This is a genomic window from Lebetimonas sp. JS138, from assembly GCF_000523335.1.
Lineage (GTDB): Bacteria > Campylobacterota > Campylobacteria > Campylobacterales > Nautiliaceae > Lebetimonas.
The window spans coordinates 141,843-157,504 of record NZ_ATHT01000001.1; the positions used below are offsets into that span (position 1 = coordinate 141,843).

Genomic DNA, 15,662 nt, shown 5'->3' on the forward strand with positions numbered 1-15,662 from the left:
TTAATTCCTCTAATAGTTTTTGAGCTATGATATTTTTTTGATACATTGCATTAAAAAGTCTTGTAACTAATGGTCTTTTTATTTTCCCCTCTTTAAAAGCTTATTTTCCTTATTCTGACATTCAGAAATGCACAGTTCATCTTTCAAGAAATATTTATAAACATATGAAAAAAAAAGATGCTTCTTTCGTTAATAAAAAAATCAAAGAAATTAAATATTCTTGTGATACTTTTGAAAAAGGATTATCTATTTTTCAGACTGAAATAATTGAAAAATTTAAAAATCACTATCCGACTTATATCAAATATCTTAATTCAAAAAAAGAAGAATTTTTAGCTTTTTTAAAATATCCCGAAACTATTAGAAAACTTATCAATTCAACAAATGCTGTGGAATCCGTTCATTCTACATTTGAAAAACAGAGACTTAAAAAAGGTGTTTTTTTTCAATCTATGGATATTTTAAATGTTGCTCTTTTTATTGTAACTGATAAATTACATAAAACTTGGAAAATTAACCCTTTAATTAAATCTAAAAGATATGAATTAAATCAAATGTTTGTTATGAATTTTGAACATGGAGTTGATGAATGAAAAATATTTGTTATAATATCACAGACACAAAATTAATGGTATGTCTCAATTTTTTTAAAGTATTGAAGTATATTAAGCAGTGTTATCCGTTAAAGGAAGTCTAAAAGGCTCTTTATTATCCTTATATGTATTTGGAGGATAAATAATAATCTTTCTTTTAAAATCAATATACTCCCACTTTAAGCGGTAAAGTCCTACATTTCTTAAAGCTGTAAGTGCTTGAAACTGCATTATGTAACGGCTTGCTTCATAATCGTAAGAGAGGATTTTTTGATATACTTCTTTGATTTTAGTTTCATTAATAACGGCTTTCATTTTCTCTTTTTGTTCTCTTGGTAATATTTTGCTTGGATCTATTCCGTAAGCTGGATTATATTCTATAAGTCCTAAATTTAACGCATAATCAAGGCAGTTTTTTACATAATTAAATACTTCTTTTGCTGTGTAGATTTTTCTCTTGTTCTGGTAGCATTTGGAAGATTTACTTTTGGTATCCATTTTATAAAGTCTATTAAATCATATCTTGTAATTTTGTCTATCTTCTTATAACCCATAAAAGGAATAGCATATTTTTCAAAAGCTCTTAAATAATTGCTCTTAAATCTTTTATTGCTAACACTTCCTTTTTTTAATTCTAAAAACTCATAAGCTATTGTCTTAAAAGTCTTTTTTTTCTTGCTCCCTTTTAACGGCTTCTTCTTTTTCTCTCTTATGCTCTACTGGGTCAATACCTTTTGCTAAAAGTTCCTTATAACCTCTTGCAATATCTCTGGCTGTCTTTAAAGTAATATCAGGATAATTTCCTATTTTAAGGCTTGTGTCTTTTTTAGTTCCAATCTTTTTATATCTAAACTCCCAAACTATACTTTTATTTTTTTTAACAAGTCTCAAACCTTTTACCATTCCATCTGATTACTTCTTTCTTTTATCATCTATTAAAAAAGAATTAATTGCTGTTTGAGTTAAAACTATACTCATATTAAACTCCTTTTTAATGAAATATGGTGCGGTTAAAAAACCGACCCCACTACTGACCCCACTTTTTTTTGTGCTAATATGATACAAACTAAAACTAATAAAAACAACAATATCCCGATTTTATGGTAATATTTCAAAAGAAGTGATACAATCTGAAACTGAGAAAAACTAAAAAACTACGCACCTCCGCCGCACCACTATCCTTCTATAAATTTTTCTCCAAAAGAATTTCATATTAAAATTTAATTTTAGTATGTGTAACTTTTTGTTACATTACAAAAATAAGACTATTTTTATCTTTTTTATTTTCATACTTTTTGATATACTCCAATAAAAAAAGGAGACAATATGCCTGTAACAACAAAATTAAAAGGAAATGATGTAGCACTTTATGGGAATCAAGTAAATGTTGGAGATAAAGCTCCTGTTGTAACCCTGCCAAATAACGCACTTGAAGAAATAACAATTGGTGGAGCTCAGGGAAAAGCTCAGTTAATTATTGCTGTACCAAGTCTTGATACACCTGTTTGCGCAACTGAAACTAGAAAATTCAATGAACAAGCTGCTGCAGTTGATGGAGCGGTAGTATGTGTAGTAAGTATGGATTTACCTTTTGCTGCAAAAAGATTTTGTTCAACTGAAGGAATTGAAAATCTTCAAGTATTAAGTGATTACAGAGAAAAATGTTTTAGTGTAAATTATGGAACTTTAATTGCTGAAGGTCCACTTAGAGGTCTTAGTGCTAGAGCAATATTTGTAGTAAACAAAGAAGGAAAAGTAACTTATAAAGAATTAGTTCCTGAAATCACTGAAGAACCAAACTATGAAGCAGCTCTAAATGCACTAAAAGAAGCCGCTAAATAGTTTTATAAATCCCTTCTTTTTTTATATATTCAATCAAATTTTTATAAGTTTTATTTATTCTTAATGTTTTAGCATCACCTATTATAACAAGTTTTCTTTTAGCCCGTGTTATTGATACATTCAGTCTTCTTATATCCTTTAAAAACCCGATTTCTTCATTTTCATTTGCCCTAACAAGACTTAAAATAATTATTTCTTTTTCCCTGCCCTGAAAACCGTCCACAGATTTCACTTCAACTGAGTTTTTCATTATTTTTTTTATATATTCTTCATGGTCTTTATAAGGGGTAATTACTCCGATATATTCTTCTTTAGCCCCGTTTTTTATTAATTTTTCAACTATTTTTTTTACATACTCGGCTTCAAGTGGATTATATTTTGAAAAACTTCCGCTTTTTGATTTTTCTATAAATTTACCCAATGTATCTATAAAAACAATCGGCGCATATCCCCCATACATTTCATTTTCTTTAATTTTTAAATCTTTTATAGTTATATTTTTAATTTTTTCATATGTTTTTACCCTGCATTCATAAAACTCCGAGCTTGAAAAATTATTTATTTTTTCATTCATTCTGTATTGAATACCCAGGGTATAATAAATATCTTTATACAAATATGTAAGTCTCTCAAAAAGTGAAACCATAAGCCTTTTATCATTACTTAAAATTGTTGGAGGCAACTGTTTATGGTCACCCGCAAAAACAGCCTGCTTTGCTTTTATTAAAGGAATAAGCGTTGATGGCTCCATTGCCTGGGCTGCTTCGTCTATAAAAACAACATCAAATTCTTTTGTTTCCAAAAATTCACCGCCGGTACCTGAATTGGTTGCAAAAATAATATCAGCATTATTTAAAATATCATTCATAATAATTTCTATTTTTTTATTTTTTTCGTCATATAACTTACTGATATTTTTTTGCAGTTTAAGCCATTCGGCCATCTCTTTTATCCACTCGGCCTTAATACCTCTTTTTGCTTTTCCTTCTTTTGCTAATTGTAAAATCTCCTCATCGCTCATCCCTCTTCTTCTGCCGGGAGTCGGTTTTTTGCATCTTTTTTCCTGCATATGTTTTAAATCATCTATTTTTTTATTAATTTTTTCAATTTCTTTATATCTTTTATCCCTTCTTATTCTTACATCCAGAGAAAATTTCATAAGTTTGGAATCAATTTTTGCAGGATGACCGATTCTTACAATATTAAATTCACCCATTTTTTCCATAACATTATCAACCGCCACGTTACTGTCTGCCGTAACTAAAATTCTTTTTCCTATGTGCTTTTTTATAACTTCAGCCAAAGTGGTAGTTTTTCCTGTTCCCGGAGGACCATGAATTAAAAAAACATCTGAGTTAATACACTTTCTAAGAGCTGCATTTTGACTTTCATTTAAAATATCGCTTCTTTCATCAACTTCAATAATTTTTGGGGCTTTTTTACCTATTAATACATCAATACAATTTTTCATTTTACATTTTCCATTTTTCATTTCATCTAACGCTTTTATCATTCTTTTAAATGTAATATCATTAACATACAAATCAAGTCTGTATAATTTACTTCTGAATATTGCTTCTTTTGAATAAACTTCTATAAAATTTTTGCCAACACTGCTAACGGTTGCTTCTTTGGAAAATTTTAAAGGCTCCCCCCTGCTCACTAATACAATATCCCCTACTTTAATTTGGTGTTCGGGCATATTATTCCTGTTGAACATGTATATTTTAAAATCTAAAAACTCTCCTATATATTTCATTTTAAGCCCGAGCAGTGCCCTGCCTTTTTTTTGTCTCTCTTGTGGCGTTAGTTTTTTTATTTCATTTAAATAAAATTCTTTTTCTGCTTTTCTTTCTTTTTCAATTAACTCACTAAAATATTTTTTATACTCTTCAATATTTTCAAATTTATACATTATTTTCATTTAATATAACCTTTTTAAATTTTTATTAAAATAACTATCAATGCAAATAAATTTATACCATAAAAAGCCCACTTTCTGTAATAAGCAAAAAAACTTAAAGATAAAAAAAATAAAAGTATCCAAAAATCTACATTAACATAATAATTTTTCTCTCCCATATTAAGATACCACTGTAAAACTTTATCAAACAATCCGCCAAACCCTGTTAAATGCAAAAATATACTTACAGGATAAAAAACAGAAAACAATATGTTTACAACAGGTGAAAAAAATGAATAAAAATTGAAATTATAAAAAAAATAATGCCCCAATATAAACATAACCAAATACATATAAAAGCTCAAAATCAAAGAATTGACAAAAGTCGGTTTAAAATATTTAAAAAATAAAAATATATAATATACACCCATAAAGCTTAAAAAATATCCGATACTGAAAACTTTTTCAAAAAATATTAAAACACTTATTAAAAATGTCCATATTAAAACACTCAAAGGCTCTTTTTCCAGATAAATAAGACTTATAAAAATAACCGTTTCCATAACAAAAGCCCTGACAAGCGATGAAGGAAAATTAGTAAAATAAAGATATAAAAATTCTGTTGTTAAAATAAAAATACCCAAATCAAAATATCTGTTTCTATACGAAAAAAAACGGCTTTGAAAAAATTTATAAACAGGATTTAACATAAAAAACAAAATTGCGCTTAAAAACCCCAGATGCAATCCGCTAAGGGCAAAAAGATGACTTATTCCAAGAGTCGAAAGGTCTTTTCTTGTGCTAAAATCAATAGATTTGCCAAAATACAAAGCTTTGTATAAATTTGTTATTTTTATATTTTTATGCTGATTTTCAACATATTTTTCAATTTTTGAAGGTTCTTTTAATTTCAAATCAAAACTTGGGGCAAAAAATCCGAAAAGATAATTTTTAAAAGAGATATGTTTGGTAAAAATTTTAACAGAGACATCTTCATTCAAAAGATTTTTTAAATCATCCCTGTTTATTGTATAAAAAGTTAAATTTTTTGATTTTATCTTCAATACATAGTAATTTTTCTTTTTATACTGATTTGCGACAAACCCGTCTATTTTAACCACTTTTTTTGAAATAAAATTTTTATATAAAATATAAGAAAAAGCCCCTCTTAAACACAATAAAAAACTAAATAGCAGGAATGTCAATATGAGCTTCTGTATGCTCAACTTCTTTAACCTTACTTAATTTATCGCTAAATTTGGTGTATTTTTTATGAAACAGCATTTCAACGGTGCCAGTCGGTCCGTTTCTCTGTTTTCCGATGATTATTTCCGCATCTTCTATTTCCTTTTCATTATATGTCACTTCCGCAGCTTTTCCTTTTTGAATTGCTTCTTTTTGTTTCTGTCTGGCTTCCAATGCTTTATATACGTCATCACGATAAATAAACATTATAATATCTGCGTCCTGTTCTATTGCGCCTGATTCTCTAAGATCACTCAGCATCGGTCTTTTGTTAGGCCTGCTTTCAAGTGCCCTGTTTAGCTGGGAAAGGGCAATTATGGGTATTTGAAGTTCGCGCGCTAAAAGTTTAAGACTTCTGCTAATTTCCGCAATAGCCAAATGCCTTTCTTTAATATCTGAATTTATCAACTGAAGATAATCTACAATTGCAAGGGAAATATCTCTGTTTTGAGCTTTTAATTTTCTGAGTTTTGCCCTTATTGTATGAATATTGACACTTCCCTCGTCATCCACAAAAAGAGGTTTTTCGCTTAAATAATCACTTACCTCGGTAAGTTTGGACCATTCTTCATCATTTAAATTCCCCCTTCTTAAATCCTGAAGGGGAATATCGCTTGCCGAACTTATCATTCTAAGCATCAGCTGCTCCGCCGGCATTTCAAGAGAAAAAATTGCCACCCCCCTATCCTGCCTTAATACATTAAATGCCAGGTTCAGTGCAAAAGCCGTTTTACCCATAGAAGGCCTTGCGGCAATTATTATCAAATCGCCTTCTCCGAATCCGCTTGTTTTTCTGTTAAGTTCAACAAATCCGGTATCAAGCCCTGTTACAATTTTATTTTGCTTTGATACCTGTTTTTTAATATAATCCAAAGTTTCGTTTATTATTTTGTTTGAATCTTTAAAATCCCCGGAAAGATTGGATGTTGCGATGCTGAAAAGTTTACTTTGAATCTCTTCAACCTCTTCAACAGCCCTTTTGTCTTCTTGCAAAACTGTTTTTTTAATTTCTGTTGAAAGATGTATAAGCTCTCTTTTTACCGATAAATCTTTTATCTCTTTTGCATAAATTTCTACCGCTTCTATCGGGGCGGTTCCCAAAATTTCTAAAAAAAGCTCTTCATCAAATTTGTTTTTTTTATTTAAAACATCCCTTAAAAAAATTTCATCAATAGGCATATCTTTATGATACAACTCTTCCATAGCTTCGAAAAGATATTGATGAAAAGGAAGGTAAAAATCTTTAGGGCTTAAAATAGCCGCCACATCTTCATATACTTTTCCGTCAAAAATAACAGCACTCAATATTCCCCTCTCAATATCCAAATTATATAAATCCAATTTTACTCCTTATGTTATAATTATAAAAAAGGTTATAAATGGTTGTAAAAATCACATATCCTTTCAAAGACACACCGGGTTCAATCCAGTTAAAAGATATTTATATACAAACCCACGATACAGATTTGGTTCATCAGTTAAAAACAACAAACAATCCTGTCGAAATTGGTATTATTTTATCTGAAAACGAAGAAAAATACAAAATTACAAATCCCCAAAAAGCAGATTTACATATTGAAATTGCCGATGTATTAATGGATCCGGAGCTTAGAAAAAAATTTAAACCTTAAAATGTTCTTTTACACCGTTTATAACATCTCTTACATCCTGAGATTCAAAAAGCGTTTTTAATTTCATTTTTGTTTTATTGTCCAAACTTCTTATAATTTCTTTCATTTCTTTTTCATTTTCAGCATTTTTTAGTTTTTCAATTATTTCTTTTTTCAATATTTTTTCAAGCTTTTCTTTAGTTACCTTATTTGGTTTAATTACCATAATCATAAAAATAACCGCCAAAGAAACAATAGTTAAAGCGACTGCATAAATTAAAGCGGGTGTATTCATTTGCATTCCTTTACATATTTATTTATCTCCTCCAAAAATTTAGGAAGCAGTTCTTTTTCTTTATATTTCCCTATTATTTCACCTTTTTTAAGTATAAGACCGTATCCTTTTCCGCAGGCTATTGCCAAATCAGCTTCTTTTGCCTCACCGAGAGCGTTTACAACACAGCCCATAACAGAGAGATTAAGAGGCACTTTTATATTTTTCGTTGCTTTTTCAACCTCTTCGACAATAGGAGGCAGGTCAACTTCTATTCTTCCGCACGTAGGACATGAAACTATATTAACTCCTTTAATAAGTCCCAAATCCTGTAAAATTGCACGGCCCACCCTAATCTCTTCTTCAAGTTCACCCGTAATGGAAACCCTTAATGTATCCCCTATTCCTTCAAGTAAAAGTGCTCCAAATGCCGCAGCGCTTTTAATAGTAGCATGGAATTTAGTCCCTGCTTCCGTCACTCCCAAATGAAAAGGATAATCCACTAAAGGTCTTAACATTCGATAAGCCTCGACCGTTCTTATAACATCGCTTGCTTTAAGTGAAACTTTTATATCAAAAAAATCCAAATCTTCCAAAAATTTAATATGCCAAAGCGCACTTTCAACCATTGCTTTAGGACTCTGTCCGTATTTTTTTTCCAGATGTTCTTCCAAAGAGCCGGAATTTACCCCTATTCTTATGGGCAGATTCCTTTGCTTACACGCTTTTACAATTTCTTTTATTTTTGTCTTTCCCCCTATATTTCCAGGATTAATCCTGAGAGCATCCACATATTCTGAGGCTATAAGACCTAATTTATAATTAAAATGTATATCGGTAATAACCGGAAGCGGTGATTTTTCCACAATAGTTTTAAGGGATTTTGCATCTTCTTCATCAAGCACTGCAACCCTTACCAAATCGGCCCCTGCAAAATAGAGCCTGTTTATCTGCTCAAGTGTTGAGTTTATATCTTTTGTTTTTGAATAAGTCATTGACTGAACGCTAATCGGGGCACCTCCTCCTATTTCAACATCTCTTATTTTTATTTTTCTTGTGGGATATCTTTTAATCATTATTTTCCTTTATAAAATGGTAAATATATTCAATATTTCCTTCTTTTCCCCTAACGGAACTCTCTTCACTTCTTAATAATTTCCACCCTGTATTCTTACAATTGATTTCAAATTTTCTTCTTGCTTTTTCTATTGCAATTGTATCCAAAACAACACCTTTTTTATCTCTTTTTATTCCTATTCCAACTTCAAATTGGGGCTTAAATAACAAAATAATATCTTTTTTGGCATATTTATCTATTTTATCAATAAGTTTATTTAAAGAAATAAAACTTACATCACTTACAATATAATCAAATTTTTCCGGATATTCAAAATTTCTGAAATCTGTTTTTTCATAACAAATAATTTTAGGATTTTGTTTTAATTTTTTATCAAGCTGATTGCTCCCGACATCAACCGCTACAATTTTTCGGGCACCTTTTTCCAAACTTACCTCACTAAACCCCCCGGTACTTGCCCCTATATCCAAAACTGTTTTTCCGTCAAACGTTATATTATATTTTTCCAAATAATTTTTAAGCTTCCGGGCTGCCCTGCTTACATAAATCTTTTCTTCCAAAATTTCAATTTTATCCTTTTCATCTACTTCAAAAGAAGTTTTATTTACTGTTTTACCATTTATTTTGATTTTATTGTTTTTGATTAACTCCCTTGCTTTGTTTCGTGAGGTTACAAATCCTTTTAAAACCAAAAATTTATCTGCTCTCACATAAAACCTTTTTGATAATTATATTAAATTTGTTATAATTTTTAAAACAAAAAAAGGAGACGTTATGGGATTCAGCGGATTTATGGCTTTAGTATTATGTGTAGTGGCAACAGGGGCTATGCTTTATATTGCATTAGATGCAGCAAAAAAAGCTAAATAAGCAAATCTTTTAAAGATTCCACCGGTTTTTTACCGGTATAAATTATTTTATAAACTTCATTCGCAATAGGTGTGTAAATATTATGTTTTTGGGCTAATTTATAAATGGCTTCGGTAGTGTAAACTCCTTCGGCTACTTCTCCGAGTTCATCCAAAATATCTTTAAGCAGTTTATTTTTAGCAAGATTAAGCCCTACCCTGTAGTTTCTGCTCATTGTGGAATTTGCACTCAAAAACAGATCCCCAGCCCCCGCAACGCCTAAAAAGGTGTCTTTTCTGGCCCCGAAAAACTCCCCAAATCTGTCCATTTCAACAAGACCCCTGCTGATTAATGCGGCTTTTGCATTGTTTCCGAGATTGAGCCCTTCGCAGATTCCTGCGGCAATTGCTATTACATTTTTATATGCACCTGCAACCTCAACGCCTTCAACATCATCATCAATATAAATTTTTAAAAAATCCGGAAAAAATTTTTTAAATTCATTTGCCAAATTTAAATTTTTAGAAGCAATAACAAGGGCGGTAGGTTTGTTTTCCTTTACCTCTTTTGCAAATGAGGGGCCTGATATAAACGCTAAATTTTCAGTTTCAATATATTGTTCGAAAATTTCATTCAAAAATTTAAGCTCATCTTTATCTATTCCCTTACTTGCAACTAAAATTTTTTTACCCCTCAAATCATATTTTTTTAAAAAATCTTTTATAGCCTGCGCTGCAATAACAATAATTATATATTCATTTTCTAAAACTTTTTCAATATTTACAAAGTTTTCTATATTTCTTTTTCTTCTCGAAGTAATTACAGCATCTTTATATTTTTGTTTTATGGCATGATACAAAGCGCTTCCCCAGCTTCCCGCTCCTATTATTCCTATCATTGTCTCCCTTTAAATATTTCCAAATCTCTTTTAAACCTATCTATTTCATCTGTATCACCCACAGCCACCAAAATATCGCCTTTGTTTAAAATATGATTTATACCTCTAACTATAAATATAACATTTTCACTTATTTCTTTATCCACTATTCCAATAATCAGTAAATTATATATGCTTGTTATCTCTTTATACACATCCTTTATTGCTTTACCTTCCAAAAAAGAATTTTCCGGAATTTCAATTTCTGCAAAAGAGAGCTTATTATCTTTAAAAATAATTTCTTCTATAACTTTTAATGTTAAAGGTTTTTTCAAAATAGTCATTATTCTGTTTGCTATAATATCAAAAGGGTTCAATAATTTATTTGCACCGGCCAATTTATATTTATATTCGTTTTCTTTATTGCTTATTTTAACAACAATTTTTAATTCAGGAAACAATTCTCTAAGAGACAACACCAAAAACAGATTTTTTTCCTCATCTTTTAATGTACAAATTGCATATTCTATATTTTCTATCTTTTGCAACTCTTCATCATTGATTTCGTTAAGTTTAATTACGTCAAAAAATTTTTCTTTTGCTTTTTGTTCTTCATTTTCATCAAATACAACAATTATAACATTGGATTTTTTTAATGTAGCTGCGATTTTTTCCCCGTATTTGTCAAATCCGAAAATAGCTATTTTCATAAACTACTCTTTTCTATATGATATTTAAAATAATTTATGCTTACGCTGTATCCCATTACAACAATAATGTCTCCGGCTTCAAGTCTTAAATCAAAAGGCGGGTTAAAATAAAAATGGCCTCTGCTAAGAGAAAAAGTTTTTTCAAGCATTTGGGATTCTTTGTCTTTTAAAACGCCGAAAAGCAATATTTTATATTTGTCAAAATCAATCTCTCCTATCAGTTTTCCATCAAGTATTGAATTTTCTATAACCTTTATTTCATCAATAATTGCATTTTTCTTTTCACTTAAAATTGCGTCAATTACGGCAAATGTAATGGGGCTTCCTATATAAACACTTGCAAGAAGTGCAGTCGCCTTGGTAGGGACAACAACATAATCAGCCCCTACTTTTTTAAGTTTTGAAATATTTTTTTCATCATTGGCTAGGGCAATAATTTCTGCCCCTTTTGAATATGCCCTTAAAGTCAATGTTATAAACGTATTTGTAACATCCGAGTTTGTCAATACAAAAATTTTGGTAATTTTTTTAAAATGGAGATTTTTCAAAAAAATTTTTTGGGTAATATCTCCTTTAACTGCCTCATATCCTTTTAATGCAGCTTTTTCAACCCTGTTTTCATCAGTATCGACGATTAAAAAATCTTTTTTTTCTTTTATTAATTTTTCTCCTAAAATTTCTGCTTCATCCGAAAAACCGCAGATTAAATAAATTTCATTAAAATGCTCAATCTCCCTGAAAACTTTTTCACTTTTTAATTCATGTAATTTCTCGGTAAATGCACTTGCAATAATAGAAGTGGTAAATGAAATAATACCGACTCCAGTAATAATTAATAGCATTGTAAGAGTTTTACCTTCATTTGTTACCGGCGTTATGTCCCCGTAACCAACGGTAGATATAGTAATTAAAGCCCAATAATATGAATCAAACAGATTTTTTATTTCAGGATTTGTATGAGCTTCAAACACATAGATAACCGAGCCTCCGATAAAGACAATAAAAACAACAGCCAATAATACAATTAACAATTCAAATTTTTTACTTCTTAAAACATCTAAAAATATATTGACGTTTTTTGTATATCTTAATATTTTAATAAGTCTGAATATTACAAAAATTCTAAGGATTCTAAGGGTTCTGAAAGCAGGTAAAATGGCAAGTAAATCTATAATTGCAAAAGGTGTGCTCATATATTCAAGTTTTGTTTTAATAATTTTTATTAACACATTTTTTAAATGAAAATTTCTGCCTAAGAAATTAGATTCCTCATATTCTTCCAAAATTATTTTATGAATATCATTATAAACCCAGACCCTAAAAATATATTCAATTACAAAAATAGTGGTAATTACATAAAAATCAAATTTTTCAAAAAACGGATTTACATTGTGTTTTATATCATAAAGGAGTATGGCAACGCTTAAACTTACCATAATTAGCATAAAAATATCAAATATTCTGTTACCTATATAAGAAGTGTCATTAAGAAGCCTGTCAATTTTTCTTTTAAATTTTATATATTTTTCACTGCCATCTAAATAAAAAGCAAAAGCAACTAATGCTTTTACTATCTTAGATTCTTTCTTCAAGAAAGCTTACTTTTTAGTAATTTATTTACAACCTGAGGATTTGCTTTACCGCGACTTGCTTTCATAACCTGTCCCACAAAAAAGCCGAATAATTTTTCTTTTCCGCCTTTATATTCAGCAACTTTATCTTCATTGGCGCCCAAAACATCATCCACTATTTTTTCAATAGCGCCTTCGTCACTTACCTGTTTAAGTCCCAATTTTTCAATTGCCTCGTCAACTTCCAAATCTTCTTCCATTAACAAATCAAGCACTTTTTTACCCCCTGCCCCACTGATAACAGCTTCTTTTTCCCTAATGGCAATAAGTGAAAGTTTTTCGGCAGGCACAGGAGAATTTTCAATTGATATATTTAATTTATTAAGTCTTCCCAAAAGTTCAATTGCAAGCCATCTGTTTGCAGCATTTGGTTCAACCCCCCTTTGAACCATTTCTTCAAAAAATTTGGCAAGTTCAGGCTCACTTGTAAGTACTCCCGCATCATATTCTTTTAAGTTAAATTCTTTAATATAACGCTCTTTCTTTTCATCCGGAAGTTCTGGAATTTCAATATCAAAAAACTCATCAGGCACTTCAAGCGGAAGTAAATCAGGGTCTGGAAAATATCTGTAATCCGCACTTTCCTCTTTTCCTCTCATACTTCTTGTTTTACCAGTTTTAGAATCAAAAAGCCTGGTTTCCTGAACAACTTCTTTTTCATATTCATTATATTCATAAGCTTCTATTTGCCTATCAATTTCATATTCAATCGCCTGCTTTACAAATCTGAAAGAGTTTATATTTTTAAGTTCAACCCTTGTGCCGAATTCTTTTTGCCCAAAAGGTCTAACTGATACATTTGCATCACACCTGAAACTTCCCTCTTGCATATTGGCATCGCTGATTCCTAAATATTTAACAACAGAATGGAGTTTTTTAAGATATGCAATGGCTTCATCGCTGCTTCTCATATCCGGTTCGCTTACAATTTCAAGAAGAGGTGTGGAGCATCTGTTTAAATCTACTTTAGAATATTCGCCTTCATGGATGTTTTTACCTGCATCTTCTTCCAGGTGAGCCCTTGTTATTCCTATTCTTTTGGTTTTTCCGTCCGCTTCAATAAATAATTCGCCATGTTCAACAATGGGAATTTCAAACTGGCTTATTTGGTATCCTTTTGGCAAATCAGGGTAAAAATAATTTTTTCTTGCAAAAATACTTTTTTTATTAATAGTCGCATTAACAGCTTTACCAAACATTACAGCCTTTTTAACGGCTTCTTTGTTCATTACAGGCAAAGCCCCCGGAAGTCCGAGACATACGGGGCAAGTATTTATATTAGGTTCATCTCCGAAACTTGTTGCACAACTGCAGAAAATTTTGGTTTTTGTATTCAACTGCACGTGAACTTCCAATCCTATTACTACTTCATATTTCATTAATTCTCCTTATTGAATTACAAATTTATATTTATTTTTGTGAAGCGCCCTTTTAATGGCTTCCTGATGTTCAAATCCTCTTGTTTCAAGTGCTATTGTCACATTTGCATCACCAATTGCCAGATTTAAATCTGTTCTGTCGTATCCTATTTGAACAATATTTGCTTTTTGCTCGGTTAAGATTTCAGTCAGTTTCATAAGTGAACCCGGTTTATCTATTAAAGTAACTATCAATTTCATTTTTCTGTGTGATTTTAAAAGACCTTTTTCTATAATTAAGTTAACCATTGTTACATCAATATTTCCGCCGCTTATTACAACTCCGACTTTTTTTGGAGCACTAAAATTTATTTTATGATGTAACAATGCAGCCACACCGACTGCCCCCGCACCTTCCACAACTACTTTTTGTCTTTCCATCAAAAATAAAATTGCATTGGCTATTTCTTCATCATCCACTTCCACAATATCATCAACCACTTCTTTTATTATATTATAGGTTACAGGGGAAGTGTCTCTGACGGCTATGCCGTCTGCAATGGTTTTTACAAAAGCACTGTCCTGAACTGAACCGCTGAGAAAACTGAGCCTCATGGCAGGTGCACCCGCCGCTGTAACGCCTATTACTTTTATTTTAGGATTAATCTGTTTTGCCGCAGAGGCTATACCGCTGATTAACCCTCCTCCTCCTACAGGAACCAATATATAATCCAAATCCGGAATTTCTTCAAGCATTTCAAGGGCTATTGTCCCCTGACCCGCCATTACATCAAAATCTGCAAACGGGTGAATAAATTCAACTCCTTTTTCTTTTGCCAAATTTACGGCATATTCATATGCTTCATCATAATTGTTTCCGGCTAAAACAACCTCACCACCGTATTCTTTGACACCGCTGACTTTTGTAAGAGGGGTGGCTTCAGGCATTACTATAACCGAAGGAACATTAAAATAACTCGCCGAATACGCCACCCCTTGTGCATGATTCCCGGCACTGGCGGCAATTACTCCTTTTTTTCTCTTTTCATCCCCAAGTGCGGCAATTTTATTAAATGCGCCTCTTAACTTAAACGCACCTGTAATTTGCAGGTTTTCTTTTTTTAAATATATTTCGTTTCCCACTTTTTGTGAAAGAGTGGGGGCATAGGCAAAAGGCGTTTTGTAAATTACCTTATTCACCCTCTTTTGGGCTTCTTTTATTTTACCGAGTTCAATCATAATAATCCTTCATTTTTACATCTTTTGTGTTCAACCATAATACATTTATCTTCCACATAAAAAATTCCCGCATTCTCAGCTATTTTTTTTGAATTTTCATTTTTTATGCCTTCTTGTAAAAAAACACATTTTACTCCGGGAAGCTTGATGGCTTTTTCCACTATCGGCGGGGTGTCTTCACTTTTTCTGAAAATATCGACAATATCAATCTCAAAATCTATCTCTTCCAAACTTTTATAAACTTTTTCTCCCAATATTTCATCTTCTCTGGGATAAACAGGAATAATCTTATATCCGTTTTCCTGCATATATTTTGCCACCTGATTTGAAGCCCTGTGAGGCTTTGGAGAAAGACCGACCACAACAATAACCTTTGAATTTTTTAATACACTGCAAATAGATTTATCGGCATTTTTTGCCGTAGGTAACTCACAAGAGAGCATTTTTTACCTT

General features: G+C 31.0%; 17 protein-coding genes and 1 pseudogene. 3 read left to right on the forward strand and 15 right to left on the reverse strand.

Features of this window, described 5'->3' with window-relative positions; all coding sequences use genetic code 11:
- Positions 1–98 precede the first annotated feature (98 nt).
- A pseudogene (locus tag DZ67_RS0100770) lies at positions 99–593 on the forward strand (transposase); the annotation flags it as partial.
- Positions 594–665: 72 nt separating this feature from the next.
- On the opposite strand, the gene DZ67_RS0100775 reads toward DZ67_RS0100770, so the two are convergent.
- From DZ67_RS0100775 to DZ67_RS0100780, 3 genes are read right to left on the reverse strand one after another with little or no spacing between them, the layout of a single operon-like run.
- On the reverse strand, positions 666–1,091 hold the full coding sequence (locus tag DZ67_RS0100775; protein ID WP_024786811.1) for a hypothetical protein: 426 nt from the start codon (positions 1,089–1,091) through the stop codon (positions 666–668).
- Positions 1,010–1,306: a phage integrase central domain-containing protein gene (locus DZ67_RS11210; RefSeq protein WP_156919590.1), complete on the reverse strand. Its 297-nt coding sequence runs from the start codon at positions 1,304–1,306 to the stop codon at positions 1,010–1,012. The genes DZ67_RS0100775 and DZ67_RS11210 overlap by 82 nt, the downstream gene beginning before the upstream one ends.
- Complete coding sequence (locus DZ67_RS0100780) at positions 1,251–1,484, reverse strand: integrase arm-type DNA-binding domain-containing protein (RefSeq protein WP_162147620.1); 234 nt, start codon at positions 1,482–1,484, stop codon at positions 1,251–1,253. Before DZ67_RS0100780 ends, DZ67_RS11210 begins: the two co-directional genes overlap by 56 nt.
- Positions 1,485–1,919: 435 nt before the next feature.
- On the opposite strand from DZ67_RS0100780, the gene tpx reads away from it, so the two are divergent.
- The gene (gene tpx / locus DZ67_RS0100785) at positions 1,920–2,435 is read left to right on the forward strand and encodes a thiol peroxidase (protein ID WP_024786813.1); all 516 of its coding nucleotides are present in this window, start codon (positions 1,920–1,922) and stop codon (positions 2,433–2,435) included.
- Here the strand turns inward: tpx and DZ67_RS0100790 are convergent.
- Genes DZ67_RS0100790 through DZ67_RS0100800 form a run of 3 tightly spaced genes read right to left on the reverse strand, consistent with a single transcriptional unit; the run spans position 2,428 to position 6,924 of the window.
- Positions 2,428–4,350, reverse strand: coding sequence for an IGHMBP2 family helicase (locus DZ67_RS0100790; RefSeq protein WP_024790494.1), 1,923 nt, complete (start codon positions 4,348–4,350; stop codon positions 2,428–2,430). The genes tpx and DZ67_RS0100790 overlap by 8 nt on opposite strands.
- Before the next feature lie 23 nt (positions 4,351–4,373).
- Complete coding sequence (locus DZ67_RS0100795) at positions 4,374–5,543, reverse strand: ComEC/Rec2 family competence protein (protein WP_035906982.1); 1,170 nt, start codon at positions 5,541–5,543, stop codon at positions 4,374–4,376.
- Positions 5,524–6,924: a replicative DNA helicase gene (locus DZ67_RS0100800; RefSeq protein ID WP_024786817.1), complete on the reverse strand. Its 1,401-nt coding sequence runs from the start codon at positions 6,922–6,924 to the stop codon at positions 5,524–5,526. Before DZ67_RS0100800 ends, DZ67_RS0100795 begins: the two co-directional genes overlap by 20 nt.
- A gap of 38 nt (positions 6,925–6,962) precedes the next feature.
- Between DZ67_RS0100800 and DZ67_RS0100805 the strand changes: the two genes are divergently transcribed.
- Positions 6,963–7,214, forward strand: coding sequence for a hypothetical protein (locus DZ67_RS0100805; protein WP_024786818.1), 252 nt, complete (start codon positions 6,963–6,965; stop codon positions 7,212–7,214).
- On the opposite strand, the gene DZ67_RS0100810 is transcribed toward DZ67_RS0100805, so the two are convergent.
- The 9 genes from DZ67_RS0100810 to DZ67_RS0100855 all read right to left on the reverse strand — a co-directional run bounded on the left by DZ67_RS0100810 (position 7,204) and on the right by DZ67_RS0100855 (position 15,652).
- Complete coding sequence (locus tag DZ67_RS0100810; RefSeq protein WP_024786819.1) at positions 7,204–7,488, reverse strand: hypothetical protein; 285 nt, start codon at positions 7,486–7,488, stop codon at positions 7,204–7,206. The two genes, DZ67_RS0100805 and DZ67_RS0100810, sit on opposite strands and share 11 nt — an antisense overlap.
- On the reverse strand, positions 7,485–8,543 hold the full coding sequence (ispG, locus tag DZ67_RS0100815) for a flavodoxin-dependent (E)-4-hydroxy-3-methylbut-2-enyl-diphosphate synthase (protein WP_035906985.1): 1,059 nt from the start codon (positions 8,541–8,543) through the stop codon (positions 7,485–7,487). The genes DZ67_RS0100810 and ispG overlap by 4 nt, the downstream gene beginning before the upstream one ends.
- Positions 8,536–9,255 (reverse strand): 23S rRNA (cytidine-2'-O)-methyltransferase TlyA, encoded by a 720-nt coding sequence (tlyA, locus tag DZ67_RS0100820; protein WP_024786821.1) that lies wholly within the window; start codon positions 9,253–9,255, stop codon positions 8,536–8,538. Before tlyA ends, ispG begins: the two co-directional genes overlap by 8 nt.
- 152 nt (positions 9,256–9,407) lie before the next feature.
- A complete protein-coding gene (locus DZ67_RS0100830; RefSeq protein WP_024790496.1) occupies positions 9,408–10,292 on the reverse strand; it encodes an NAD(P)H-dependent glycerol-3-phosphate dehydrogenase in 885 nt (294 codons plus the stop codon).
- Positions 10,289–10,981 (reverse strand): potassium channel family protein, encoded by a 693-nt coding sequence (locus DZ67_RS0100835; RefSeq protein ID WP_024790497.1) that lies wholly within the window; start codon positions 10,979–10,981, stop codon positions 10,289–10,291. The genes DZ67_RS0100830 and DZ67_RS0100835 overlap by 4 nt, the downstream gene beginning before the upstream one ends.
- Complete coding sequence (locus tag DZ67_RS0100840; RefSeq protein WP_024791691.1) at positions 10,978–12,573, reverse strand: NAD-binding protein; 1,596 nt, start codon at positions 12,571–12,573, stop codon at positions 10,978–10,980. The genes DZ67_RS0100835 and DZ67_RS0100840 overlap by 4 nt, the downstream gene beginning before the upstream one ends.
- Positions 12,570–13,991, reverse strand: a complete 1,422-nt coding sequence (gatB, locus tag DZ67_RS0100845) for an Asp-tRNA(Asn)/Glu-tRNA(Gln) amidotransferase subunit GatB (protein WP_024786825.1) — start codon at positions 13,989–13,991, stop codon at positions 12,570–12,572. The genes DZ67_RS0100840 and gatB overlap by 4 nt, the downstream gene beginning before the upstream one ends.
- Positions 13,992–14,000: 9 nt before the next feature.
- On the reverse strand, positions 14,001–15,209 hold the full coding sequence (gene ilvA, locus DZ67_RS0100850) for a threonine ammonia-lyase (protein WP_024786826.1): 1,209 nt from the start codon (positions 15,207–15,209) through the stop codon (positions 14,001–14,003).
- Positions 15,206–15,652 (reverse strand): CoA-binding protein, encoded by a 447-nt coding sequence (locus DZ67_RS0100855; protein WP_024790499.1) that lies wholly within the window; start codon positions 15,650–15,652, stop codon positions 15,206–15,208. Before DZ67_RS0100855 ends, ilvA begins: the two co-directional genes overlap by 4 nt.
- Positions 15,653–15,662 lie beyond the last annotated feature (10 nt).

What these genes read in the sequence shown, in the direction of transcription:
- DZ67_RS0100775 (WP_024786811.1), bottom strand. Translation starts at nt 1,091, where the DNA reads ATGGATACCAAAAGTAAATCTTCCAAATGCTACCAGAACAAGAGAAAA.
- tpx (WP_024786813.1), top strand. Translation starts at nt 1,920, where the DNA reads ATGCCTGTAACAACAAAATTAAAAGGAAATGATGTAGCACTTTATGGG.
- DZ67_RS0100790 (WP_024790494.1), bottom strand. Translation starts at nt 4,350, where the DNA reads ATGTATAAATTTGAAAATATTGAAGAGTATAAAAAATATTTTAGTGAG.
- DZ67_RS0100805 (WP_024786818.1), top strand. Translation starts at nt 6,963, where the DNA reads ATGGTTGTAAAAATCACATATCCTTTCAAAGACACACCGGGTTCAATC.
- DZ67_RS0100810 (WP_024786819.1), bottom strand. Translation starts at nt 7,488, where the DNA reads ATGAATACACCCGCTTTAATTTATGCAGTCGCTTTAACTATTGTTTCT.
- ispG (WP_035906985.1), bottom strand. Translation starts at nt 8,543, where the DNA reads ATGATTAAAAGATATCCCACAAGAAAAATAAAAATAAGAGATGTTGAA.
- DZ67_RS0100830 (WP_024790496.1), bottom strand. Translation starts at nt 10,292, where the DNA reads ATGATAGGAATAATAGGAGCGGGAAGCTGGGGAAGCGCTTTGTATCAT.
- DZ67_RS0100835 (WP_024790497.1), bottom strand. Translation starts at nt 10,981, where the DNA reads ATGAAAATAGCTATTTTCGGATTTGACAAATACGGGGAAAAAATCGCA.
- gatB (WP_024786825.1), bottom strand. Translation starts at nt 13,991, where the DNA reads ATGAAATATGAAGTAGTAATAGGATTGGAAGTTCACGTGCAGTTGAAT.
- ilvA (WP_024786826.1), bottom strand. Translation starts at nt 15,209, where the DNA reads ATGATTGAACTCGGTAAAATAAAAGAAGCCCAAAAGAGGGTGAATAAG.
- DZ67_RS0100855 (WP_024790499.1), bottom strand. Translation starts at nt 15,652, where the DNA reads ATGCTCTCTTGTGAGTTACCTACGGCAAAAAATGCCGATAAATCTATT.